Origin of the sequence: Streptomyces sp. NPDC057617 (assembly GCF_042800555.1) — a bacterium.
In the GTDB taxonomy this organism is placed as follows: Bacteria; Actinomycetota; Actinomycetes; order Streptomycetales; family Streptomycetaceae; genus Streptomyces.
In genome coordinates this window covers 23171-47871 of sequence record NZ_JBHVGV010000011.1, presented here as the reverse complement: position 1 = coordinate 47871, position 24701 = coordinate 23171, and the positions used below count along the sequence as shown (strand labels likewise).

Annotated in this window: 19 protein-coding genes; 10 read left to right on the top strand and 9 right to left on the bottom strand. The window is 71.6% G+C overall.

Going from position 1 to position 24701, the window contains the following annotated elements; all coding sequences use genetic code 11:
* Positions 1-47: 47 nt before the first annotated feature.
* The 3 genes from ACFU9P_RS25625 (at position 48) to ACFU9P_RS25615 (ending at position 3429) form a co-directional block, all read left to right on the top strand.
* Positions 48-1901, top strand: a complete 1854-nt coding sequence (locus ACFU9P_RS25625; RefSeq protein WP_384084896.1) for a 4-coumarate--CoA ligase family protein — start codon at positions 48-50, stop codon at positions 1899-1901.
* Positions 1898-2656: an enoyl-CoA hydratase family protein gene (locus ACFU9P_RS25620; RefSeq protein WP_384084893.1), complete on the top strand. Its 759-nt coding sequence runs from the start codon at positions 1898-1900 to the stop codon at positions 2654-2656. Before ACFU9P_RS25625 ends, ACFU9P_RS25620 begins: the two co-directional genes overlap by 4 nt.
* A gap of 134 nt (positions 2657-2790) precedes the next feature.
* Positions 2791-3429: a TetR/AcrR family transcriptional regulator gene (locus ACFU9P_RS25615; RefSeq protein ID WP_384084890.1), complete on the top strand. Its 639-nt coding sequence runs from the start codon at positions 2791-2793 to the stop codon at positions 3427-3429.
* A gap of 83 nt (positions 3430-3512) precedes the next feature.
* Here the strand turns inward: ACFU9P_RS25615 and ACFU9P_RS25610 are convergent, their stop codons facing one another.
* On the bottom strand, positions 3513-4625 hold the full coding sequence (locus tag ACFU9P_RS25610) for a citrate synthase 2 (RefSeq protein WP_376377451.1): 1113 nt from the start codon (positions 4623-4625) through the stop codon (positions 3513-3515).
* A gap of 364 nt (positions 4626-4989) precedes the next feature.
* On the opposite strand from ACFU9P_RS25610, the gene pdxH reads away from it, so the two are divergent.
* On the top strand, positions 4990-5625 hold the full coding sequence (gene pdxH, locus ACFU9P_RS25605) for a pyridoxamine 5'-phosphate oxidase (protein WP_376377453.1): 636 nt from the start codon (positions 4990-4992) through the stop codon (positions 5623-5625).
* Here the strand turns inward: pdxH and ACFU9P_RS25600 are convergent.
* Positions 5622-6710: a hypothetical protein gene (locus ACFU9P_RS25600; protein WP_384084886.1), complete on the bottom strand. Its 1089-nt coding sequence runs from the start codon at positions 6708-6710 to the stop codon at positions 5622-5624. The genes pdxH and ACFU9P_RS25600 overlap by 4 nt on opposite strands.
* 641 nt (positions 6711-7351) lie before the next feature.
* On the opposite strand from ACFU9P_RS25600, the gene ACFU9P_RS25595 reads away from it, so the two are divergent.
* Complete coding sequence (locus ACFU9P_RS25595; RefSeq protein ID WP_376377457.1) at positions 7352-8803, top strand: PAS domain-containing protein; 1452 nt, start codon at positions 7352-7354, stop codon at positions 8801-8803.
* Positions 8804-9056: 253 nt separating this feature from the next.
* On the opposite strand, the gene ACFU9P_RS25590 is transcribed toward ACFU9P_RS25595, so the two are convergent.
* From ACFU9P_RS25590 to ACFU9P_RS25580, 3 genes are all read right to left on the bottom strand, one after another.
* Complete coding sequence (locus ACFU9P_RS25590) at positions 9057-10541, bottom strand: SulP family inorganic anion transporter (protein ID WP_384084883.1); 1485 nt, start codon at positions 10539-10541, stop codon at positions 9057-9059.
* A gap of 89 nt (positions 10542-10630) precedes the next feature.
* Positions 10631-11215 carry a carbonic anhydrase gene (locus tag ACFU9P_RS25585; protein WP_376377461.1) on the bottom strand — a complete coding sequence of 195 codons (585 nt, stop codon included), beginning with the start codon at positions 11213-11215 and terminating at the stop codon, positions 10631-10633.
* A 460-nt stretch (positions 11216-11675) separates the two neighbouring features.
* Positions 11676-12431, bottom strand: a complete 756-nt coding sequence (locus tag ACFU9P_RS25580; protein WP_376377463.1) for an SIS domain-containing protein — start codon at positions 12429-12431, stop codon at positions 11676-11678.
* 334 nt (positions 12432-12765) lie between these two features.
* On the opposite strand from ACFU9P_RS25580, the gene ACFU9P_RS25575 reads away from it, so the two are divergent.
* Together ACFU9P_RS25575 and ACFU9P_RS25570 are read left to right on the top strand one after the other, a co-directional pair.
* On the top strand, positions 12766-13458 hold the full coding sequence (locus tag ACFU9P_RS25575) for a metal-dependent transcriptional regulator (RefSeq protein ID WP_376377465.1): 693 nt from the start codon (positions 12766-12768) through the stop codon (positions 13456-13458).
* 745 nt (positions 13459-14203) lie between these two features.
* Positions 14204-15181, top strand: a complete 978-nt coding sequence (locus tag ACFU9P_RS25570) for an alpha/beta fold hydrolase (protein WP_384084878.1) — start codon at positions 14204-14206, stop codon at positions 15179-15181.
* Between the two features lie 225 nt (positions 15182-15406).
* Here the strand turns inward: ACFU9P_RS25570 and ACFU9P_RS25565 are convergent, their stop codons facing one another.
* The 3 genes from ACFU9P_RS25565 to ACFU9P_RS25555 all read right to left on the bottom strand — a co-directional run bounded on the left by ACFU9P_RS25565 (position 15407) and on the right by ACFU9P_RS25555 (position 18703).
* Entirely contained in the window at positions 15407-17062 is a 1656-nt protein-coding gene (locus tag ACFU9P_RS25565) for a transporter (RefSeq protein ID WP_384084875.1), read from the bottom strand.
* Positions 17059-17913, bottom strand: a complete 855-nt coding sequence (locus tag ACFU9P_RS25560) for an ABC transporter ATP-binding protein (RefSeq protein ID WP_376377471.1) — start codon at positions 17911-17913, stop codon at positions 17059-17061. The genes ACFU9P_RS25565 and ACFU9P_RS25560 overlap by 4 nt, the downstream gene beginning before the upstream one ends.
* Before the next feature lie 91 nt (positions 17914-18004).
* Complete coding sequence (locus tag ACFU9P_RS25555) at positions 18005-18703, bottom strand: bifunctional DNA primase/polymerase (protein ID WP_376377473.1); 699 nt, start codon at positions 18701-18703, stop codon at positions 18005-18007.
* A 315-nt stretch (positions 18704-19018) separates the two neighbouring features.
* On the opposite strand from ACFU9P_RS25555, the gene ACFU9P_RS25550 reads away from it, so the two are divergent.
* Both ACFU9P_RS25550 and ACFU9P_RS25545 read left to right on the top strand, forming a co-directional pair.
* Entirely contained in the window at positions 19019-20401 is a 1383-nt protein-coding gene (locus tag ACFU9P_RS25550; RefSeq protein ID WP_376377475.1) for a transcriptional regulator, read from the top strand.
* Between the two features lie 436 nt (positions 20402-20837).
* Positions 20838-22580 (top strand): hypothetical protein, encoded by a 1743-nt coding sequence (locus tag ACFU9P_RS25545; RefSeq protein ID WP_384084871.1) that lies wholly within the window; start codon positions 20838-20840, stop codon positions 22578-22580.
* A 221-nt stretch (positions 22581-22801) separates the two neighbouring features.
* Here the strand turns inward: ACFU9P_RS25545 and ACFU9P_RS25540 are convergent, their stop codons facing one another.
* Positions 22802-24070 carry an ABC transporter substrate-binding protein gene (locus tag ACFU9P_RS25540; protein WP_376377479.1) on the bottom strand — a complete coding sequence of 423 codons (1269 nt, stop codon included), beginning with the start codon at positions 24068-24070 and terminating at the stop codon, positions 22802-22804.
* Between the two features lie 173 nt (positions 24071-24243).
* On the opposite strand from ACFU9P_RS25540, the gene ACFU9P_RS25535 reads away from it, so the two are divergent.
* The gene (locus ACFU9P_RS25535) at positions 24244-24690 is read left to right on the top strand and encodes a hypothetical protein (RefSeq protein WP_046500344.1); all 447 of its coding nucleotides are present in this window, start codon (positions 24244-24246) and stop codon (positions 24688-24690) included.
* Positions 24691-24701: the final 11 nt, after the last annotated feature.

Here is a 24701-nt window from a genome sequence, read left to right as displayed (position 1 = left end):
CTGTCCCAACGCCTGCTCGCCCGATGCCGCGTCGAAGGGGTTGTCCCATGGTGTTCCGCAGTGAGTACGAGGATGTCCCGGCCGTCGATCTGCCCATCCACGAGGCCGTGTTGGGCCGGGCGGCCGAGTTCGGGGGTACGGTCGCGCTCGTCGACGGTACGAGTGGCGCGCCCGGGGCCGGTGGGGATGGGCTGCTCGGTACGCCCGGTGCCGGTGGGGACGGGCTGCCGCCGACCAGCCTCACGTACGCCCAACTCGACGGTCTGCACCGGCAGATCGCCGCCGCCTTTGCCGACGCGGGTGTGCGCAAGGGCGATGTCCTGGCCCTGCACAGCCCCAACACCATCGCCTACCCGGCCGTCTTCTACGCCGCCACCCGCGCCGGCGCCTCCGTCACCACCACCCATCCGCTCGCCACGCCGGAGGAACTCGCCACTCAGCTCCGCGACTCCTCCGCGCGGTGGATCGTGACCGTGTCGCCGCTGCTCGATGTGGTGCGGCGTTCGGCCGAACTCGTGGGCGGGATACAGGAGATCTTCGTCAGCGACCGGGCGGCGGACGGGCACCGTTCGGTCCTCGACATGGCCATGGCCGCGTCGGCCGGTGAAGCAGCCGCTCCGGACGCCAGCCCCGACGTCGCCATCGACCCCGGCGAGGACATCGCGGCCCTCCCGTACTCCTCCGGTACGACCGGCCTCCCGAAGGGGGTGATGCTCACGCACCGTTCCATCGCGACCAATCTGGCGCAGCTCGAACCGGTCATGCCGATGGGGCCAGGCGATCGTATTCTGGCCGTTCTGCCGTTTTTTCATATCTACGGGCTTACCGCTTTGATGAACGCGCCGCTGCGCCATGGCGCGACCGTCGTCGTGCTGCCGCGCTTCGACCTCGACCAGTTCCTGGCGGCCATCGAGCGGCACCGTATCAACGGGCTGTACGTCGCCCCGCCCATCGTGCTCGCGCTGGCCAAGCACCCGGCGGTCGCGCGGTACGACCTGTCCTCGCTCGACTACATCCTCAGCGCCGCCGCCCCGCTGGACGCCCGGCTGGCCGCCGCCTGTTCGGCCCGGCTGAATCTGCCGCCCGTACGGCAGGCGTACGGGATGACGGAACTGTCGCCCGGCACCCATGTCGTACCGCTCTCCGCCGTTGGCTCGCCGGCCGGTACGGTCGGCAAGCTGCTGCCCAGCACCGAGATGCGCATCGTCTCCCTCGACGACCCGGATCTCGACACCGGCCCGGGCACCGAGGGCGAGATCCTGTTGCGTGGCCCGCAGGTCATGAAGGGCTATCTCGGGCGGCCGGAGGCGACCGCCGAGATGATCGACGCGGACGGGTGGGTGCACACCGGCGATGTGGGGACGGTCGACGCGGACGGCTGGCTCTTCGTCGTCGACCGGGTCAAGGAACTCATCAAGTACAAGGGCTTCCAGGTCGCCCCGGCCGATCTGGAAGCCGTACTGCTGACACACGAGTCGATCGCGGACGCGGCGGTGATCGGTGTGTACGACAGCGATGGCAACGAGGTGCCCAAGGCGTATGTCGTGCGGCGGCCCGGTGCGGGGGCGCTCACCGAGGGTGATGTGATGGCCTATGTTGCCGAGCGGGTCGCGCCGTACAAGAAGGTCCGCCGGGTCGAGTTCACCGGAAGCGTGCCACGTGCCGCGTCCGGCAAGATCCTCAGACGCGAACTGAGGGACCGCGAGGAGAGGAACCCCGAGGTGGGTGAGGCGCGCGAGGTGGGTGAGGTGCGCGAGGTCGGGTCGCAGGGGGCTGTGCCGCAGAGGGCTGTGCCGTACGAGCCGCAGGGGCCGGTGGCGTACGACCAGCCTTCGTACGGGCCCGAGGCGCCTGGCCCGCACGGGCGCGACTCGTGGTCCCGGGACAGGGAGAACATGTGACGGACGTGACGGACCATCAGGCGAATCCGGTAACCGCCGCGCACGAGCGGGGCATCACCACCCTGACCCTGGACTCGCCGACGAACCGCAACGCCCTGTCGGCGAGGCTCGTCGCCGCTCTCGGGGACGCCCTCACCGCCTGCGGCGCCGACCCCTCCGTACGGGCCGTGGTGCTCACGCACACCGGCACCACCTTCAGTTCGGGCGCCGACCTCAAGGAACCGGCGAGCCCGTACGCCTTCGTCGCCCTGATGCGGCAGATCATCGAACTGCCCAAGCCGGTCGTGGCGCGCGTCAGCGGCCATGTACGGGCCGGCGGGCTCGGGTTGCTCGGCGCGTGCGACATCGCGATCGCGGACCGTACGTCCGACTTCGCGTTCACCGAGGTACGGATCGGGGTCGCGCCCGCGGTGATCTCGCTGCCGCTGCTGCCGCGTATCGAACCGCGCGCGGCGGCCCGCTACTGCCTCACCGGCGAGCGCTTCGACGCCGGGCGCGCGGCGGAGGCCGGGCTGATCACCGAGGCGGCCGAGGACGCGGACGCGGCGCTCGCGCCCGTACTGGACGGGTTGCGCAGGGCGTCCCCGCAGGGGCTCGCCGAGTCCAAGAAGCTGCTGACGGTGGGGGTGCTGGAGGCCTTCGACCGGTACGCGGAGGATCTCGTACGGCGGTCCGCCTCGCTCTTCGTGACGGCGGAGGCGCGCGAGGGCATCACGGCGTTCATGGAACGGCGGGACGCTGCGTGGGTGCGGTAGGCGTGGGTGCGGTAGGGCCGGCGCCCGCGGGTTCGGCGGGCGCGGCGGGGCCCGCGCATGTGGCGGGGCCGGTACGAGCTGTGCCCGCCGGGTCTATCGAGTCCGCTGGGCCCGCTGGGCGCGCCGCGTCCGCCGTGCCCGTCGGGTCCGTCGGGTCTGCCTCGTCCACCGGGTCCGCCGCGTCCGTCGCTTCGACCGGGCCCAAGCAGGACCGTAGCCGTGCCACCCGGCGGCGGCTGCTGGAGGCCGCGGTGGCCTGTCTCGCCGAGTACGGGTGGGGCGGCTCCACGGTCTCGGTCGTCGCCGAGCGCGCCGGGGTGTCGCGGGGCGCGGCCCAGCACCACTTCCCGACCCGCGAGGACCTGTTCACCGCGGCGGTCGAGTACGTGGCGGAGGAACGGTCCTCCGCGCTGCGCGCCCTGGTCCCTGCCGGGCCAGGACACCGGCGCGAGGCGGTCGAGGGGATCGTGGCGCTCTATACGGGACCGCTGTTCCGCGCGGCCCTGCACCTGTGGGTCGCGGCCGGCGACGAGGAGCAGTTGCGTCCCAGGGTTACCGAACTGGAGGCGCGGGTCGGCCGCGAGGCCCACCGCATCGCGGTGGAACTGCTCGCGGCCGACGAATCCGTTCCGGGTGTACGGGAAACGGTCCAGGGGCTGCTGGACATGGCGCGGGGGCTGGGGCTGGCGACGCTGCTGACGGATGACAGTGGGCGGAGGGGGCGGGTGGTGGCGCAGTGGGCGCGGATCCTGGACGGGGTGCTGCCGCCGTGAGGCGGTGACGGTTTGCCGGGCCCGGCCGGCTGCCGGTTTGTCCTCAATCGCCGGACGGGCTGGGTGGTCGGGCGGGCCAGGGATCAGCCCGCCGTTTCGCCGAAGCCCTCGATCTCGCGCGGGTCGCGCGTGCCCGGGCCGATGTAGCGGGCCGAGGGGCGGACCAGGCGGCCCGTGCGCTTCTGTTCCAGGATGTGCGCCGACCAGCCCGCCGTACGCGCGCAGGTGAACATGGACGTGAACATGTGCGCCGGCACCTCCGCGAAGTCCAGCACGATCGCCGCCCAGAACTCCACATTCGTCGCCAGCACCCGGTCGGGCCTGCGCGCGTGCAACTCCTCCAGCGCGGCCTTCTCCAGCGCCTCCGCCACCTCGAACCGCGGCGCCGCCAGGTCCCGCGCCGTACGCCGCAGCACCCGCGCCCGCGGGTCCTCGGCCCGGTAGACGCGGTGGCCGAAGCCCATCAGCCGCTCGCCGTTGTCCAGGGCGCGCTTCACATACGCGGTGGCGTCGCCCGTACGCTCGATCTCCTCGATCATCCCGAGCACCCGCGAGGGCGCCCCACCGTGCAGCGGGCCCGACATCGCGCCGACCGCGCCGGACAGCGCCGCCGCCACGTCCGCGCCGGTGGAGGCGATGACGCGGGCGGTGAACGTGGACGCGTTCATGCCGTGCTCGGCGGCCGAGGTCCAGTACGCGTCGACGGCCTTCACATGGCGGGGGTCGGGCTCGCCGCGCCAGCGGATCATGAAGCGCTCCACGACCGTGCGCGCCTTGTCGATCTCCCGCTGCGGCACCATCGGCAGGCCCTGTCCGCGCGCGGACTGCGCGACGTACGAGAGCGCCATGACGGCGGCGCGCGCCAGATCGTCGCGGGCCGTCCGCTCATCGATGTCGAGCAGCGGCTTCAGGCCCCAGACCGGCGCGAGCATCGCCAGCGCGGACTGCACATCGACCCTGATGTCCCCGGAGTGCACCGGGATGGGGAAGGGCTCGGCGGGCGGCAGACCGGGATCGAACGCCCCGTCGACCAGCAGCCCCCACACATTGCCGAAGGAGACCTGCCCGACCAGGTCCTCGATGTCGACGCCCCGGTAGCGGAGCGAACCGCCTTCCTTGTCCGGTTCGGCGATCTCCGTCTCGAACGCGACGACTCCTTCGAGACCAGGTACGAAGGAGGTGGCGAGGTCGGACATGAGCGGCTCCTCATGAGAGTGCGACGGATGGTCACCCCGGGTGGATGCCTCCGTACTGCGGCGGTCCGGAAGCAGGAACGACAGCCTCCGGTGTTCGAAGGCCACAGTGCCTCACTCGAAGATTTTGGCGAGTTCCTCCGATGCGGGGAAGCGTGATAACCGGCACACTGCCAGACTTCGCGGTGGAAGGATTGGCGGCACTCAGTGCCGGGAAAACTCGGCCCTACAGCCGCGGTGCCACGGCAGCGGTGCCACGGCGGCAGGGGTGCTACGGCAGGATGGGCCCGTGCTTCACGAGAATCCGGATCCCGCCACGGGTCCTGCCACGGGCCCGGCTGAGGGCCCTGTCACGGACCCCGCCGTCATGCGCGAGCAGTACCGCACCACGCCGCTGCTGGAAGCGGACCTGGCCGCCGCGCCCATGGAACAGTTCGACCGCTGGTTCACCGCCGCCGCGGCCTCGGACCTCCACGAGCCGAACGCGATGGTGGTGTCCACCGCGACCCCCGACGGCCGCCCGTCCTCGCGTCTGGTGCTGCTGAAGCGGTACGACGAGCGCGGCTTTGTCTTCTTCACCAACTACACCTCGCGCAAGGGCCACGAGATCGACGCGAACCCGCAGGTCTCGCTGCTCTTCCCCTGGCACCCGGTGGCCCGCCAGATCATCGTGACGGGCACGGCGGCCCGTACCGGCCGCGACGAGACGGCCGCGTACTTCCGCACCCGCCCCCACGGCTCCCAGCTCGGCGCCTGGGCCAGCGACCAGTCGTCCCCGATCGGCTCCCGCGAGGCCCTGCTCGACCGCTACGAAGCCCTGGCGGCCCGCTACCCGGACGACGAACAGGTCCCGGTGCCCCCGCAGTGGGGCGGCTACCGCGTCACCCCGGAGACCGTCGAATTCTGGCAGGGTCACGAGAACCGCCTCCACGACCGCCTGCGCTACATCCGCGAGGAGGTCCGCGAGGGCACGGCCTGGCGTATAGAACGCCTCTGCCCTTAGGCCACGAGTTCGTGCCACTCCGAGCTGAGCGCCATCTCCCGCAACTGCTTCATCGTCAGAGCCGGGGCCGGGCGCGTCGGGACGCCGTGGCTGCCGGGGTTGAACGCACTGATCACGACATGGAGAGCATTGTCGAGCTTGGCCTCGGCGGTCCACATCACGCTCCCCTCGACACCTTTGTCACCGAGCCCCTGCCGGGTGACAATCCTCGGGACCTTCTCGTAGGCGTTCTCGCCGACCTCGTGTGCGTCGAAGTGAACATTGATCTGGACCGTGGTGATGCCCTTGCCGTCGTCGACGGAGAGGTACGGGTCGCCGTCGCCTTGCCCGACCACTTCGAGGCCCTTGGGGAGGAGCCGGGCGGCGGTGTCCAGCACATCCCGCACAGGCGGATCAGGAGGCGGCGGGCTCTTGGCGAAACGGTGGACGACCCGCCGCCACACATCGGCCATGATCAGCTTCTTCAACTGCTCCTGAGACAGTGGAGGATCGTCCCGGCTGATCGGAGCGCCGCGGGGGGCGACGGAGTTCCACTCGGCGACGGAAATGTAGTACCCGCTCGCGGTGATCATCCGGGCCTCCCATTCCTTGGTGTCGACTCTCTGGTCGATGTCCGCGTACCCCTTGGACAGCGACACGCGCGACCCGTCGGGGAGCCTGACGGGGGCGAGGCAATTGCCGTACTCCGTCGGCTTCACCGGCTGACAACCGAGGGTCAGCTCGGACTGCGCGCCACTCTCAAGCCAGGCGAAGGAAATACTGATGGCAGCCGGGCCCTTGCCGTCGTCGTAGATGATCTGCGCGCCGTTCGGCACGATGTCCGGCCCAGGGTCGTGTTCATTCGCCTGGGCGACCGTACCTTCCGGCAGCAGACTTCTGAGTGTGGCGGCCACCTCGGCCGGGAAGACGGGGTCGGGGGGCGACCATGGAGCGGCGGTGTCGCTCCTGGGCAGCGAGACGGCCACCCCGGCGACGAACGCGACGCCGGCCACGCCGACCATGCCGGCCACCAGGGCGACCCACCACCACCGCGGCCGCCGAGCGCTCACCGCTGCTCCGGACTGGTCGTCGTGCTCGACGGACATGGCAGAACCACCGCTTCTCGGCTCAGGGGTGTACGTCGGGGAGTCCCGTCACGACGCACGCTACTGAGGGGTCCGAGGTGCGGAACAGCCCGATTCGGGGGGCATCCACCGATGAGACCGGAGCGGTACGGGATCGTTCCCGAAGAGCGCCTCGCCCCGGTACAACCAGCACCTGCTTCTCCAGCACCTGCTTCCCCAGCACCGGAAAACGCAGAAACCCGCGGGCTCGGGTTCCTCCGAAGAGGAGCCGGCCGGACGTACCGGCGAGCCCGCGGGTCGGTGACTGCTTGGGATTTCGGCCGGCGGAGCCGGCACCGCACAGAGTGCGACGAACGGGCGCTAGCCCGCAGTCACCTCACGCGTCCGGATTGCATACATCTGCCGAACCACCTCCCTTCTCGTGTGCACCACACACTAGGAACCCGTTCGGCGTGCGACAAGTGAATTACGGAGATCTTGACGCGCCCCGGCATGCGCCCGGCATGCGCCCGCACGCGCCCGGTGGTGCGGGGATCGCGTACCGGGCGGAGAATTGTGCGAAGCAACGATTTCGGGGAACCTTGTGTGTGCTGGGTCACGTTCGGGTTGAATGACGAGGCGTGCGTCAGCACAGGCGGAGACGCCCTGCAGGGGGTGCCAGGATGAGTGCTTCTCGGAGTGAGACCACCGACGCGCGAGGGCCCGAAGGGCCGGAGCCCGATCCCGAGGCGAAGGCCGGGGCGGTGGCGGCGGACGAGGCGGAGCGGGATGCGGCGGGGTCGGATCTGCTTGCCGCGCTGCTGGACGGGATGGACGCTGCGCTGTGCGCGTTCGACGCGCATGGTGTGATCACCCACTGGAACCGCGAGGCCGAGCGGATACTGGGCTGGTCGGCCGAGGAGGCCGTGGGGCGGCAGGGGTTCGCCGGGTGGGCCGTGCGGAGCGCCGACGCGGACGACGTGCAGGCGCGGCTGATGGCCGTGATGGACACGCCGGGGCGCCAGGTCGACGAGTTCGCGCTGCTGCGCAAGGACGGCGGGCGGGTGCTGATCCGTACGCAGTCGGCCGGGATGCGCGGGGCGGACGGCAAGCCCGTCGGGGTGTACAGCGCGTTCAGCGAGGTCCATGAGCAGATCGATCTCGAACGGTCCATCGCGCTCAGTGAGGCGCTCTTCGACGACGCGTCGTGGGGTGTCGTCCTCGTCGATGTCGATCTGCGGCCCACCGTCGTCAACAGCTACGCGGCCCGCGCGCTCGGTTCCGGGCGTACGGCGGTGCTGGGGCGGCCCCTGGGCGAGCTGGTCATCCAGGGCGTCGAGGAGCTGGAGGCCGCGCTGCACCATGTGCTGGCCGAGGGCGCGCCGAAGTCGCCGACCGAGCTGTGGGTGACGGTCCGTACGCCCGAGGGCGACCGGCGGCGCTGCTGGCGGAGCGGTTTTCTGCGGCTGGCGTCGCCGCTGGCGGAGGAGCCGGTGCCGCTGGGCGTGGGCTGGATGTTCCAGGACTCGACGGACGCCAAGCGGGCCGCGCAGGAGGCGGACCGGCTGCGGTTCCGGTCCAGCCAGCTCCACCGGGCGGGGCGGGCCGCGGTGGAGTGCGAGGACCCGATGGAGGCGGCGACGGTCTATCTGGACTTCGCGCTGGCGGGCTTCGCGGATCACGCGCTGATCGATCTGGTGGTGGGGGAGCCGTACGCCGGTTCGTTCTCGTCGGCGCCGGACGTGCCCGTACGGCTGGTACGGGCGGTGGCGACCCCCGCGGGCGGCGGTTCGGGGCCGAGTACGCAGGTGGCGGCGGGCGGGATACCGGTGCGGTACGCGGTCGGGCATCCGGCGTTGCAGGCGATGGACCGTACGGGCTCGGTCCGCGCGAGCGCCCCCGCGGGTGCCGCTCCCTCGCCGACGTGGGCGACCTCGCGGCAGTGGCCGGCGGACGCGGTGCACGCGCTGTGCACGGTGCTGCGCAGCCGTGGGCGGTCGCTGGGTGTGGTGACGTTCCTGCGGGGCGCGAGCCGGGCCGCTTTCGAGCGTCCGGACGCGGTGTACGCGGAGGATGTGACGGTCCGGGTGGCGGCGTCCCTGGACCTCTCCCGGGCGCTGCCGGACGACGACTGAGCGGGTCGCGTGGGCGCCGTGGATGCCGGGCGCCCTGGCCGTGCCGGACGCGCGCCGGACGCGCCGGACGAGCGCTGCCGGACGACGACTGACCCGGGCGCCGGGGGCGGGCGGGCCGCCGGGCTCTGTCGTGTCGTACGACAACTGAGCGCGTGCCCCGGACGCGCCGGGCGGCTGGGACGCGCCGCCCGGCGCCTCGTACAGGCTGCTCCGTACTCGTACAGCCCTGGTGCAAGCTCCGTACCCGCCGGTGTCAGGACACGGTCGGCGGGTGCATCCTCACCGGTTCCGTCTCCGCGTCGTTGTGCCGCAGCGCCCAGTTCTCCAGGGCGATCCGGCACGCGTGGTCGACATGGTGGAGCCCGGACAGGTCCAGTTCGATCGGGCGGTCCTTCGGCAGCGCCTCCAACTGCTCCATCGTCCTGGGCAGCCGCAGGAACGTCGCGTTGCCGGTGATCGACACCACCATGCGCCCGCCGGTCAGTTCACGTACATCGAGATGGAGATGCGAGATCTCCCACGCCGTTTTGATCACCGCGAGCAGCAGCCCCAGGATCACGCCCTCGAAGAGGTTCGTGACCAGGATCGCCACCGCCGTGATCACGAGGATCACCGCCTCGCCGCGGTGCTCGCGCCACAGCGGCGCCATGTCCTTCACCGGCACCAGCTTGCAGCCGGCGTGCACGAGGACGGCCGCGAGCGCCGCCAGCGGGATCACGCCGATCGCCGCGGGCAGCAGCGCCGCGAACAGCAGCAGCCACAGGCCGTGCAGGATCCGGGAGAGCGGAGTGCGCGCCCCCGCCTGGACGTTGGCGGCGCTCCGTACGATGACCGCGGTCATCGGCAGCGCGCCGAGCGCCCCGCAGACCGTGTTGCCCACGCCCTGCGCCATCAGCTCCTTGTTGTAGTCGGTGCGCGGGCCGTCGTGCATACGGTCGACCGCGGCGGCGCTGAACAGGCTCTCCGCCGACGCGATCAGGGTGAAGGCGAGGACGGTGCCGATCGCGGCCACACCCGCGAGCTGCCCGAAGTCGCCCGCGCCGGGCGGTGATATGGACTCCAGCAGGCCCTGGACCTCCACCTTGGCGAGGGGAAGGTCCAGCAGCAGGGTCACCCCGGTGGCCAGGGCGACCGCGGCGAGCGGGCCGGGGACGACCCGGAACCGGGCGGGCAGTCTGGGCCACACGATCAGTACGGCGACGGTCATGGCCCCGACGAGGAACGCGGCCAGCGCCGTACCGTCCGTGATGATGTCCAGGGCCAGCCCGGGCAGTCCGGCGAGCTTGCCGAGCCCGCCGGAGGGCTGCGCGGTGTCGGCCATCGCGTACACCTGGCCCAGGACCAGTACGAGACCGATGCCGGCCAGCATCCCCTGGACCACCGCGACCGAGATGGCCCGGAACCAGCGGCCGAAACCGAGGGCCCCGAGGGCGAGTTGCAGCAGTCCGGACACCATGACGATGGCGCCGAGGGCACCTAGGCCGAAGTCCGTGACCGCTTCGTACACGAGGACGGTCAGACCGGCCGCCGGGCCGCTGACCTGGAGCGAGCTGCCGGGCAGGAAGCCCACGACGAGACCGCCGACTATGCCGGTGACCAGGCCGAGTTCGGCCGGGACACCGGAGGCGACCGCCACCCCCACACAGAGGGGCAGCGCGACGAGAAAGACGACGAGGGACGCGAGTATGTCGCGCCTCAGGACACGTTGGTCCTTCAATTGGGACAACTGGGAGAACATGAGGGGCGTTCCTAGAGGGTGCGGTCCGCGTGCACGAGCGGACGAGTGGGGAGTGAGGTCGTGCTGATGCCCAGGCCTGGGCCGCTGTGTCACAGCGGTCTGAACTCCCCGCCCAGGTCGGGCCGGTGGACGCTGATCGCGCCGGTGTCCACTTCGTAGTACCAGGCGTGCAGGGAGAGCCTGCCCTCGGCGTTGCGCTCCCGTACGGCGGGATAGCCGCGGAGGGTGGCGAGCTGGGCCGCGGCGTGGTGGCGCACCGCGTGCGCGAGGCCCTGGGCGGCGGGCAGCGACGGGACACCTTGGTCGAGCCAGCCGCGGACGGTGGGAACGGCGGACAGGTCCTCGCCGCGGACGAGCGCGCCCACGGCTCCGCAGTGGGAGTGGCCGCAGACGACGATGTCGCGGACGCCGAGCACGCGCAGCGCGTACTCGATGGTGGCGGCCTCGCCGCTGGGCCGCTCGGCGTCGTACCGCGGGACGATATTGCCCGCCGTACGCAGCTCGAACAGTTCACCGGGGCGTGCGCCGGTGATGAGGGACGGGATGACTCGGGAGTCCGAGCAGGTGATGAAGAGCGCTTGCGGCTGCTGTCCGGCCGCGAGTTCGCGGAACTCCTCGTGGCGCTCCGCCACCTGGACGGAGAAGGTTCGGGCGTGGTCGATGAGTGACTTCATGATGGCCTGCCTCCTGCGCGACGGACGTACCGGGGCGCGGTGTGGTCGGGTCAGTGGGGGGTGAAAAAGGGGGTGCGGTACGGGCCGCCGGGTGGGCGTCACCCCTGCCGGGTCGCGGCAGTCGGGGGTGGCCGTCGGGCGGCCTGTGTGGGTCGGCCTGGTTTTACGCGGTATCGGGCGCGATGTATGTGCCGACACCTCGTCAGCTCCGATGATGCAACACCGCAGCTTCTCCTACTTTGCACGAACATTACCTTCTCGTGAAAGATCAGAAATCCGCCAACCGGGCCTTTGGTGACGCAAATTCGAGGGTCGGGGGTACGGGAACGGCCGAGGCCCGCGGAGGAAGTTCCCGCAGGCCTCGGCCGTTAGTTCTAGTCGTTCGACTGATCAGCCGCTCCGGTACCCTGTCGTTGCTTTGGCTACTTCGGTACGGTCGCCGTTCGAACGGTGCGTCTGCCTAGTGACGGTAGAAGATACGGTCGGAGTACTCCGTCATTACGCGGCGATTCCAGTCGGCCCCACCGTCCACATTGGCGGACCGCAGCAGCGGGGGCTCGATGCCCCTGTGGGCGAGTTCCTCCGCGGCCGCGGCCATCATCGCCTGCATCAGCGCGCTGGTGACGACGGTGGAGGCGGGGGCGAAGGGGGCCTCGATGCCGGGGGCGGTCAACTCGGCGTCACCGACCGCGATCTTGTTGTCGAGGACGATGTCGCAGTGGTCCTTGAGGAAGCTCCCCAGGGGATTGCGGGCGGTCGTCTCCGTCGCATAGGCCACGGACGTCACACCGATCACCTTCAGCCCCAGGGACCGGGCGTGCGCCGCCATCTCGACGGGCAGGGAGTTGCGCCCGGAGAGGGAGATGATCACCAGTACGTCCCCGGCCTCGGCGGGACCGGAGTCGAGTACGGCGCTGGCCAGGCCGTCGACCCGCTCCAGTGCGGAGCCGAGCGTGGCGGGCATGACATCGACACCGACCGCGCCGGGTACGGCGAGCAGATTGGCCAGCGCGAAACCGCCGGCCCGGTAGACGATGTCCTGCGCGGCGAGCGAGGAGTGCCCGGCGCCGAAGGCGAAGATCCGGCCGCCGGCGGCGACGGTGTCGGCGATCGCGGTGCCGGCCGCGGCGATGGCGGCGGACTCCTCGTCCCGTACGCGGCGGAGCAGCCCGATCGCGGCATCGAAGAACTGACCGGACAGCTTGCTCTCGCTCATCGAGGAGGCCCTCCCAGGCGTGGGGGTTTCCGGGGGTGCCCGGAGTTCGGTTTCCGGGGGCGCCCGGAGTTCCGGAGGTGTTCCCGGAGGGTTACGGGCGGTGTTCCCGGAGGCGGGTGATGGTGGTGTTCGCGGAGGCGGGTGATGTCTGTGTCGCGGATCACGTTGAGGTCTGGACCATTACTCTGTCAATACGGCTGCCCGGCCGTCCGCGGCCGCCGCCCGCCCTTCGCGCGGGCCGCACCGCTTCGGCTTTCTTCCGCGCGGCACGGTTGTCGGTGGTATGCGTCAGAATTGCATTCAGGGCCAGCGCACGATTTATCGAGGGGCACGTATGTCCGGACTGATCGACACGACGGAGATGTACCTCCGCACCATCCTTGAGCTGGAAGAGGAAGGTGTGGTCCCAATGCGCGCCCGGATCGCCGAGCGGCTCGACCAGAGCGGGCCGACGGTCAGCCAGACCGTGGCCCGGATGGAGCGGGACGGGCTGGTGCAGGTCGCGGGCGACCGGCATCTGGAGCTGACCGGGGAAGGGCGCCGGCTGGCGACCCGCGTGATGCGCAAGCACAGGCTCGCCGAGTGTCTTCTGGTCGATGTGATCGGCCTGGAGTGGGAGCAGGTGCACGCGGAGGCGTGCCGCTGGGAGCATGTGATGAGCGAGGCGGTGGAGCGCCGTGTGCTGGAGCTGCTCCGGCACCCGACGGAGTCGCCGTACGGGAATCCGATCCCGGGCCTGGAGGAGCTGGGCGAGAAGACCGAGGCGGATCCGTTCCTGGACGCGGGGATGGTGAGCCTGGCGGAGCTGGACCCGGGCGCCGAGGGCAAGACGGTGGTGGTGCGGCGGATCGGCGAGCCGATCCAGACGGACGCGCAGCTCATGTACACACTGCGGCGCGCGGGGGTGCAGCCGGGGTCGGTGGTGAGTGTCACGGAGTCGCCCGGCGGGGTGCTGGTGGGCAGCAGTGGCGAGGCGGCGGAGCTACAGACCGAGGTGGCGTCGCACGTCTTCGTCGCGAAGCGCTGAGCCGGGCGCGGGGCCGGGCGCGCGGTCGGGTGTCGAGCCGGGCGCGGGGCCGGTGCTCGGTCTGTGCTGAGTGCTGAGCGGGGGGTGGCCGCGCGGGGGCGACGGCGGTAAGTACGTAGTACGGGTGCGGGCGTTGGGGGGCGCGCGGGGAGCATTCGCGGCCGGGGGGCGCGCGCTTTCCGACCGGAACGGCAGCGGTGGGACGCATCGCGTGCCAGGCTGACCTGAAGGCGGCCGGGGGCCCCGGCCATGCCCGGGGAGGGAGCAGGGTTGTGCGCCTGTGTGGGGGTGGGCACGGTGCGTCGCGGCCGTGGCACGGCCCGTATGTCCTGCGGGGGCAGGACCTGGGGGATGTGCATGGCCGCGCGGAGATTTCGTATGCGATGACGTATGTCCGCGGAGGTTGCGTCTGGGGAGGTGGCTCCGGTGCCGTGTGGCACCGGAGCCTGTCCTCCCCCGCGCTGACCCGGAGCCCCGAGCTCTCAGGGTCATTCCCCTCGGACCGTCATCCCCGAGCGGCCCGCCTCCCGGAGAAGATCTCCCCCGGGCCGCGTCGGGCAATCCTTGATCGCTGTCACTCGAACGAGCGGTGTTGCTCAGGGGAAGCGCGTTCTCGAACGAGAGTTCGATAGTCTGGCGGGGCTGGACGGGCGCGCACCGGGCCGTAAGTGGAATCCGACGGCCGACAACCACTCAGGACGACCACGGGTACGACCATTCAGGACCGAAGGGGGTGCCGGGACGCATGGTGCGGCGCATCGATGTGACCGGAGCGGACGGCGTACGTCTCGCTGCCTGGGAGTTCACCGATCCGCCCGGGCGGCGCGCGGAGCCGGAAGCGGAACGGGGCGGGGGCGCGCGGGACGGCCGGGACGGGCGGGACAACGGGGAGCAGGCGGGGGAGCGGGGGCGGATCCCCGGCGTGCCGGAGCGGACAGCCGGTGTGCCGGAGCCGACCCCGGGTGTTCTGCTGCTCCACGGCCTCATGGGCCGCGCCTCGCACTGGGCCCCCACCGGACGCTGGCTCGCCGAGCGGCACCGTACGGTCGCGCTCGACCAGCGGGGGCACGGCTTCAGCGAGAAGCCGGCGGACGGGCCGTACACCAGGGAGGCGTATGTCGCCGACGCGGAGACGGTGATCGAACAGCTCGGGCTCGGTCCCGTGACGCTCATCGGGCACGCGATGGGCGCGCTCACCGGATGGCAGCTCGCCGCGAGGCGGCCCGATCTGGTGCGGGCCCTGGTCATCTCCGACATGCGGGCCTCCGCGCTGGGTGCGAAGTCGCAGCAGCAGTGGGCCCGGTGGTTCGATGCCTGGCCCGTTCCGTTCGCGACGCTTGACGACGCGCGGAAGTGGTTCGCCGAGGACGACCCCTGGGCGGACCGGCCCGCTCCGTCGCGCGGGGAGTTCTTCGCGGAGGTGATGACGGAGCGGGCGGACGGCTGGCATCCGGTCTTCTCGCGGGACCAGATGCTGACCTCCCGGGCGACCTGGGTCCTTGACGCCCACTGGGAGGAGCTGGCCCAGGTCCAGTGCCCGGCCCTGGTGGTCCGCGGTCTGGACGGCGATCTGGGCCGGGCGGAGGCGCAGGAGATGGTGCGGGTGCTGCCGCGTGGGCGGTACGCGGAGGTGACGGATGCGGGGCATTTGATCCACTACGACCGGCCGGAGGCGTATCGGGAGGCGATTGAGCCGTTCCTGGACGGGGTGCTTACGGGGTGACGGGGGCGGGGGCGGTGCCGGTGCGCCGGGGCCGGCCGGCTGCCGGTTTGTCCTCAATCGCCGGACGGGCTGGATATGTCGGCCTGGGCTGGTTGGGTCGGCGGGCCGGGCGGGCTGATTGGGCCGGTGGTGGGCTGGGGTCGTGGTGCTTTGCCGGGTCCGTCCGGGGGCCGGTTTGTCCTCAATCGCCGGACGGGCTGGAGATGTCGGCCTGGGTCGGCAGGCTTAGCCCTTGCTGACTGCTGTCAGGATTTCTGGGAGGCGGGTCGCTGTGTGGGGGGCTGCCAGGCGGAGGCCGCAGGTGGTGGCCAGTGCGCCGTAGGCCGTGCCGATGGGGAGCAGCAGCCAGGTCCAGCCGTCGGCGCCCGCCATGTGGAGCCAGAGGTTCACCGCGATCACCGGCGCGCAGATCAGCGCCGCCGCGAGCATGCCGCCGACGATGGAGATCCAGGCGAGCCCGGCCTGACCCGGGGCGACGTTCTTGTACGCGCTGTCCTGCGGGATCGAGTACGGGAAGCGGGCCGAGGCCACCGCGCCCGTCGCCAGCATCGCGCCGAGCAGCGCGAAGGACAGGCCGAGCGCCTCGGGCAGCGCGTGCCAGTCGCCCAGCAGGGCGGCCGTCGCCACGGTCACCAGCGTCGCGTACGGCAGGGTGATCAACAGCAGCGTCAGGGCCCGGGCCCGCAGCTCCAGATAGGCGTCCCGCGTCGAGGAGATCGTCAGCGCCACCATCCAGAAGGCGGAGGTGTCCTGGCCGAACTGGTTGTACATCTGGATGCCCAGCATCCCGGCCGCGAAGCACGCGAAGTAGATCGTGCCCTGGCCCTGGATCGCGTTGAACAGCGGCACGATCAGCCCGATGGCCAGCGAGGTCACCCAAGCCGCCTTGGTCTTCGGATCGCGCCACACGTAGCGCAGACTGCGCAGCATCACCGTGCCCGTACGCCCCTCGGGCAGCAGCCGCCCCAGCCGTCCCGCCGCCGAGGCCGACTCCGTACGGGACGGTTCCGCGGCGGCCAGCGTCGAGCCGTCCGGGGTCGTCATCAGCTTCACCAGCGACCGCTGCCACAGCTGGAGCAGCGCCACCGGGGCGGCGGCCGAGAGCAGCAGCTGCGCCGCGGCCGTTCCGTACGAGCCCGCGCTCGCCGAGTCCACCGCGCCGATCGCCGCCGCGGGCGGCAGCCACCGTACGAGCCCGGCCGCCGGGTCGAGTTCCGACAGGCCGCCCGCCTCGCCGAGCCGCTGCGCGGCGAAGTTGACGACCTGGATGCCCACCGCGATCAGCAGACCGCTCAGAACGGCCAGATCACGGCCCTTGCGCGAGGTCAGCAGCCGGATATTGGCGGTCGCGACGGCACGCGCCAGCACCACACAGGTCAGCAGCGCCAGCGGTACGGCGACGACCGCCACGGCCACCGCCGCCGCGCCGTGCGCCACCGCGATCGCCGAACCGAGCAGCAGACAGAGGGAGAACAGCGGCCCGATCCCCACCAGCGACGCCATCAGCAGCGCCCTGACCAGCGGCCGGGGCCGCAGCGGCAGCATCACCAGACGGGTCGGGTCCAGGGTCTCGTCCCCGCTGGGAAAGAACAGCGGCATCACGGCCCAGCCCAGCCCCAGGACGCCGGCGAGCAGTACGACCAGCGTGCCCGCGTGATCGTTTCCGCGCAGCAGCACCAGGCCGAGGAGCTGCCCCGCCGCGATGAGCAGCGCGAAGACCGCGGAGGCCACATACGCGGCGGTACGGCCGGACGACTGCCGCAGACCATTGCGCAGCAGGGACAGCTTCAGCCGTACGAAAACAGGGATGAGCGAGGCAGCGGGGGCAAGCGGGGCGGCGCCGGGAGCGGGAGCGGTCCCGGTCGGCAGGGTCCGGCTCATCGGGTGCCGCCCAGCCAGTCCAGGGACTCGCCGGTGTCACGGGAGCCGGCGCCCACCAGCTCCAGGAAGGCGCTCTGGAGGGACGGCGCGCTGCCCCGTACCTCCGCGAGGGTGCCCTGTGCGCGGATCCGGCCCGCCGCCATCACCGCGACCCAGTCGCACAGCGACTCGACCAGCTCCATCACATGGCTGGAGAAGACGACCGTCGCGCCCGAGTCCGTATAGCGCTCCAGCACGCCCCGGATCGTCTCGGCCGACACCGGGTCGACGCCCTCGAACGGCTCGTCCAGGAACAGGACTTGGGGGTTGTGCAGCAGCGCCGCCGCCAGGCCTATCTTCTTCCGCATGCCGGTCGAGTAGTCGACGACGAGCTTGTGCTGGGCGCCGGCCAGGTCCAGTACGTCAAGGAGCTGGGTGGCGCGCTTGTCGGTCTCGGTGCCGGGCAGCCCCCGCAGCCGCCCGGTGTAGCCGAGGAGTTCGCGGCCGGAGAGCCGCTCGAAGAGCCGCAGCCCCTCCGGCAGGACCCCGATCCGCGCCTTGACCTCGGCGGGGTCGCGCCACACATCGTGTCCGGCCACCGTCACCCGCCCCTGATCGGGTCTGAGCAGGCCCGTGATCATGGACAGGGTGGTGGTCTTGCCCGCGCCGTTCGGGCCGACCAGGCCGATGAACTGGCCCGCGGGCAGCTCCAGATCGATACCGGCGACGGCGATCTGCTCGCCGAATCGTTTCCACAGCCCTTCGACCCGGACGGCGGGCGGCGGCGTACCCGCCCCGCCCGCACCGTCCGCCCCCGCTGCCCCGGCTGCTGCGTCCGTACCTGGTGCTTCGTCCCGTGCCTGGTCCGGCATGGTGCTGCCTTTCGGTGTCCCGTATCCCGTATATCCACGGCACACCCTACGTACGCCGGATCCCGATGGACCTATGGGCGACGGGACGGACCTAGGGACGACGGGTTCGCCGTGCGGCTGCCTCCTGCCCGCACGCGTAGGCCAGCGGGCTCATCAGCTCCTCCGCGTCCGGCAGCCAGCGGTTCGCGAGCGTCGGCTTGCGGGCCCACTGCACCGCGCCCCTGCCGCCGACCCTGGTCGGCGGCGCCGCCACGTACTGCCCCTCGCCCCGCGCCACCAGATCGACCGCCTCGGGCGCCCAGCCCTGCCTCCGTACCAGCTCCTCCGCCTTCGCCGCCGCGCCCGGCAGGACGAAGAACACCATCCGCCGGTCCGGTGTGCAGGTCACCGGACCCAGCGCGAGATTCAGCCGCTCCATCCGGGCCAGCGCCAGAAAGCCGGCTGCCTCCGGTACGTCGAGGGCGTCGAAGGCGCGTCCCGTCGGCAGCAGGACCGACGCCTTGGGCCTCGTCGCCCACAGTCTGCGCGCCGTCGCCGCGCTGCCCGTCGCCTGCGCCGCCCACTCCGGTCCCGTCGCGTGCGCCCCCGGCAGGGGGCAGCCCGCCCGGCGGCACGAGCACCGCTCCGCGCCCTCGACCGCCTCCAGCCATGTGCCGGGGAACACGTCCCAGTGCCTCTCTTCCGCATACCGCACCGCGCAGTCCAGCGGCAGTTCGCCCCGCTGCCCCGGGATCCGCGCGGCGTCCCTGACTCCGATCGTCTCTTCCACGCACAGCACAACTACCGCCATCACCACGGGTTACGGGCGCACGCCGCCGCGCCGTGCGCCGAATCCGCTCATGGGGCGCATCGATGCATGGGCGGGGGCGCGCGTGCAGGTGTGCGGCGGTATCCGGGTAGCCACCCCCGGGGCTCAGACACCATGGGGGCGAGCAGTGAGCAACAGCGGGCAGCGAGGGCGAACAGCGGGCCGGCCAGGCCGTGTTTACCGACGTTCCCGAAGAACCGTCGAAAATTTCGCTTATCGCCGAACATGCGCATTCTCCGCAGATCTGCCGGGCATTGGTCACTTAGCTGATCACTGCGGCCACAGGGGGTATCCAAATTGGCAGCCAGGCCTCTCGTAGCGCGACAGCCGAACGAACGGCTCCAGGCGCTCATCCAGGAAGCCGGGTGCTCCAACGCCGGGCTCGCCCGGCGCGTCAACATGGTGGGTGCCGAGCGCGCGCTCGACCTGCGGTACGACAAGACATCGGTGGCCCGCTGGTTACGCGGACAGCAGCCACGCGGCCGGGCGCCGGGCATCATCGCCGAGGCGCTGGGCCGGAAGCTGGGCCGTACGGTCACGATCGACGAGATCGGGATGGCGAACGGCAAGAATCTCGCCTCGGGCGTCGGCCTCCAGTTCTCGCCGACCGTCCTCGGCGCGATCGAGCAGGTCTGTGAGCTGTGGCGGAGCGATGTGGGGCGGCGGGACTTCCTCTCCGGCTCCGCCGTCGCGTCCTCCGCGCTCGTCGAGCCCAGCAGGGACTGGCTGATCACGGCCGCCGACCCGGCCGTCGCGCGCAACACCGGCGCGCGGGTGGGCGATTCGGATGTCGACGCGGTACGGGCGATGACGCACGCGCTCATCGATCTGGACCACCGCTTCGGCAGCGGTCATGTACGGCCGGTCGTCGTCCACTATCTGAACAGCGTGGTGGCGGGCCTGCTCTCGGGCTCGTACCGCGAATCGGTCGGCCGCAGGCTCTTCGCGGCCGTCTCCCGGCTGACCGAACTGGCCGGGTACATGGCGGTGGACACCGGACAGCCGGGGCTCGCGCAGCGCTATTACATCCAGGCGCTGCGGATGGCCCAGGCGGCGGGGGACCGCGGGTACGGAGGCTATGTGCTGGCCGCGTCCATGAGCCATCTCGCGGCGCAGCTCGGGAATCCGCGGGAGATCGCGCAGTTGGCGCGGGCGGCGCAGGAGGGGGCGCGCGGGCAGGTGACGCCGCGGGCGCAGGCCATGTTCTACGCGGCCGAGGCGCGCGGCCACGCGCTGATGGGCGACAGCAGGACCTGCGAGGCGGTGGCGGGCCGGGCGATCGAGTCGCTGGAGCAGGCGGACGCGGCGTCCGGTGACGACCCCGAGTGGATCGCGCACTTCGACCACGCCTATCTCGCCGATGAACTGGCGCACTGCTACCGGGATCTGGGGCAGCCGGAGGCGGCGGGGCGGCATGCCGCGGACGCGCTGGAGGGCCACCCCGAGTCCCGGGCGCGGCGGCGGGCGATCGGGCTGGTGCTGCTGGCGACGGCCCAGGTCCAGCGGCGCGAGGTGGAGGAGGCGTGCCACACGGGCACGCGCGCGGTCGAGCTGCTGGGCACGCTGCGGTCCAGCCGGGGCGCGGAGTATCTGGACGATCTCCAGCAGCGGCTTGAGCCGTACGGGAACGAGCCGGTGGTACGGGAGTTCGGGGCGCGGCTGGAGATCCAGGCGGCGTGAGAGGGGAGCCGGCTCGGCGGGACCGGGAGCGGGAGCGGGAGCGGGTTCGAGATCGGGGTGAGGCCCGGGACCGGGTTCCGCGGCGCCGGGCCGCGGAGGGCCTGCATCCTGTCCGGTGGACAGGGCCTTGTGGGGCACCCTCGTGAGGGATGTCACGGGACGGGTGAAAGTTCTGTGACGAGTCTTGCGCGGGGGTGTCCTGGAGGTGTCGTGCGTGAGAGTGCCGTAGGAGCGTGGTGCCCATGCCGTGTCCGGGACGGGTCCAGGGGCCTGATCAGGCCCAATTCCCGGACGGTACCGGCGTTTTCGGCCTCTGTATCAGCGTCTCCCGTGGACCGGACGTTACTGGATCCGGGCGCGTGGCAGAGGCCGGGATTCACCGGGTAGCGTGAACCGACGTTCGGTAGGTCCACACGTTCCACACGTAGGAGTCCCGGTGACGCACAGCGGACAAGGGGATGAGCAGCGGCACCCCGCAGCTCGGCCCGCGCACGAAGGCGTTGTGCTGCCCGGCGACGGCAGTGCGCCCTGGATCCCGGGCCAGTCCGCGGAGGAGCCCGCGCCCGCACAGGGGCCCGCGGGCGGGCAGCCGTGGGGACAGCCCTGGGGGCCGGGCGACGGGCAGCAGGACCAGCCGGGGTACGGCGGCGGGGCCCAGCCCGGGTACGGCGGCGGCCGGCCGGAGGGCGGGCAGCCCTCGTACGGAGGCCAGCAGCACGGCGGGCAGCAGGGGTACGGGCAGCAGTCCGGCGGCCAGTCGTACGGACCGCAGGAGGGCGCCCCGTACGGCGGTCAGCTCCCGCCGAGCCAGCCGCTTCCGCCGGCGCAGGGGCCGGGCCAGACCTACCCGCAGCAGGAACAGCCGTACCAGCAGCAGAGCCAGCCGTACCATCAGCCCCAACCGCCGCAGCACGCACAGCCGTTGCCGCCGCAGGCGCCCGCGGCGGGCAGCGCGGACGCCACGCAGTATCTGCCGCCGGTGAGCGCGGCGCCCGGGATACCCGGCGCGGGGGACGCGGACGCCACCCAGTTCATCGCCCCGATAGCGGCGGGCCCCGGCCCCGGCATGCTGCCGCCCGAGAGCGCCGCCGAGGCCACGCAGTTCCTGCCGTCACCCATCCAGGGCCAGGGGCCCGGCCAGGGCGGTCAGGGCCTCGGCCAAGGTCCCGGACAGGGCGGCCCGGACGCGGACGCCACGCAGTACATCGCGCCCGTACCGGCCCAGCAGGGACCCGGGCAGAATGTCCCGGCCGCGCCTCCCGGCGCTCCGTACGGCATCCGGCCCGGCGCTCCCGGCGCTCCCGGCGAGCGCCAGCCGCCCGCCGAGTTCGACAGCCTCTTCCGCAGCGACGCGCCGCCCGGCGGCGGGCAGGGCGCGGACTCGACGCAGCCGCTGCCCCAGTTCGGCGTCGGCCGCGGACCCCAGCAGGTGGGCCAAAGGCCCGCCGCCGCGCCCTACGAACCGCCGCAGCACGCCTCGTACGACCAGGGCCAGGGCCGGGCGCAGGAGCCGCGCCAGCCGCAGGGCCGCTCCGCCGGGCGCCGCAAGTCCTCGCCCGTCCCCGTGATCGCGGCCGTGGTGATCGGCTGCGCCGTCCTCGGCCTGGGCGCGGGCGCGCTGATGAGCGGTGGCGGCGACGACACGACACCGGACAACAGCGCGGCCGCGGGCGCGGTGAGTTCGGCCCCCGCCGAACCCTCCCCGAGCGAGGCGGCCGACGACCCGGCCAAGCCGCAGGCGGAAGCGCTCGACAAGCTGCTCGCGGACAGCGGCAGCAGCCGGGCCACGGTCATCAAGGCGGTCGAGTCCATCAAGTCCTGCGACAACCTGGACCAGGCGGCCACCGATCTCCACGGCGCCGCCGAGCAGCGCCGCGATCTGGTGACCCGCCTCAAGGACCTGACCCTCGACAAGCTCCCCGACAACGGCGAGCTGACCTCGTCGCTGACCGAGGCGTGGGAGGCGTCGGCCTCGGCGGACGACCACTACGCGAACTGGGCCAAGCAGGTCAAGGGCAAGAAGAACTGCAAGGACGGCCAGGCGCGGGTGACGCAGCAGGCGGCGGAGGGGAACCGCGCGAGCGGTGACGCGACGGCGGCGAAGCAGAAGGCGTCGAAGCTGTGGAACGGCATCGCGACGAAGTACGGCCTCTCGCAACGCCCCCCGACCCAGCTCTAGCCGTCCCGGGCCCGACGCGCCCGCCCGGTGTCCTCAATCGCCGGACGGGCTGATACGTGTCCTCAATCGCCGGACGGGCTGAAGTTTTCGTCCTCAAGCGCCGGACGGGCTGGCCTTGTCCTCAAGCGCCGGACGGGCTGGGTTTGTCCTCAAGCGTCCGACGGGCCAGCGTTCTGTCCTCAAGCGCCGGACGGGCTGTTGGTTGCCGCCGGACCTGCTGGTTAGTTGCCGCCCACCGTTTGGCCGACGTCGATGAAGCCCTTTTTCTGGGCTACCAGGCGGCCGTCTCGTACTACCTGGAAGGTCACGTCGCGGTTGACGATGCGGGGGAAGCCCGGGGCGCCGAGCATGTCTTCGTAGCGCCAGCGGAGGGGTGGGGTGAGGCCGCCGGTGTCTATCTGTACGCCTCGGTCCAGGGCGTCCGCGATCTTGCCTGGGGTGATCACGTCGGCGTTGATCGACTCGATGACCTTCTTGAGCGCGGTGTAGGCGATCCAGGTCGTCTGCGGGCCCGGGTCCGCCGGGTCGATGTCGTTGTCGCCGAAGGCGTATTTGTCGATCACGTCCAGCATCGGCTTCCATGCCCGGTCGGTCGCCACCGGGTACCAGCCGGTCAGATACGCGCCCTCGAAGGGGCCCGTCTTGCCGCCCGTGCTGTCGATGAGCGGCTGGCTCACACTGCCGAGGACCGAGGAGACCTTGATGTCCCGGCCGTCCTCCGGCACCCGGCGGTACGAGTCGAAGAAGGTCTCCGTACGGTCGCCGAGGATCGCGGTGACGCAGCCGCCGTCCCCCGCCCGCGAGCGGGCCTGCTCGGCCTGGCGGGTGTAGTCGGTGGCGTCCTCCGCCGCGCGGATGTCGCCCGCGGTCCCCCTGCCGCCCTGTGCCAGACCGGAGTTGAGCAGTTCGGGCAGATCGTCGCCGGTGATGGTGTCGGGCCGTACCAGCGCCGTACGCTCGCACTCGCGGGCCAACTGCCTGCCGTTGCCGGCGAGAAGCGTCGCCTGGCCGCCGTTGACGGGATAGGAGAGGAAGCTGTTGAACTCCTCCTCGGTGAGCCCGTACCCGCCCAGGTACGGGATGGACGCGGCCTCCAGCGGTGCCATGAACTCCCGGCCGTGCTGGCTGTACGAGCCGACGACCGCGACCGCGTTCTCGTTCACCGCGCGGCGCGCGCAGTCCGCCGCCCCCGCGGTGTCGTTGTTCTCGTCACAGGTGAGGACGCGCAGCGTATGACCGTCGATCCCGCCGTTCGCGTTGACCCAGCGGGCGAACGCCTTGGCCATGGCCGGCATGCCCGGCTGATTGGTGGCGTTGGTGCCGATCGGCGCCCAGGTCATGACCGTCACGGGCTCCCTGGAGCCCCCCGAGCCGCCAGGGAGCACACCGCAGCCGGCCAGGAGCGACGCTCCCACCATCGCGGTACAGACAGTACGAAACACACCGGACTGGAAGGGACGGGAGGAAGAAGAGCGACGCCTGCCGGTCATAGTCATGCAGGCTGCCGCCTCCAGGTAACGGAGGAATGGTTAAAGTTCAACGTTTGATGACTTAGGGGTGAATTACGGGGGCCGACGGTCCCGCGTCCGCCCGGACCGTAGAGTCAAGGACTGTGCAGCAAGGTTCCGAGAACTCTTCCCGTCGTACCCGTCACTCCCCCACCATGGGCGGCATGCCGCTGAATGACATGCCATGGTGGCGCTGGCGCAGCAATGTGCGCTCGGCGCTGCACATGCTTTCCGATCCCGTGTTCCACCAGGAGTACTGGCTGGCCGGCCGCGAGGGGTACGGCGATGTCACCGACGCCGTCTACCGGCTGGTCGAGGACACCTGGCTGGACAACTGGTCCGCCGAGAAGTACGTCGGCACGATCTTCCGCGACTCGGCCGAGGCCGCCCTCGTCGATCTCGCCGTGCTGCGGGTGCTGCGCATCATGCACCAGGTCGGCGCGGACGCGCCCGTGTCGGCCTATCTGGAGCACCACGGCTGGCCGGAGGCGGTACGGGCGGCCCGCGAGGCGCACGTACGGCTGGCGACCAGTGACGGGGACGATCCGGACACCGTGCCGAAGTCGCTGGACGTGCTGCGGATCATGACGCGGTCGGTGTGAGTACGGCGGGG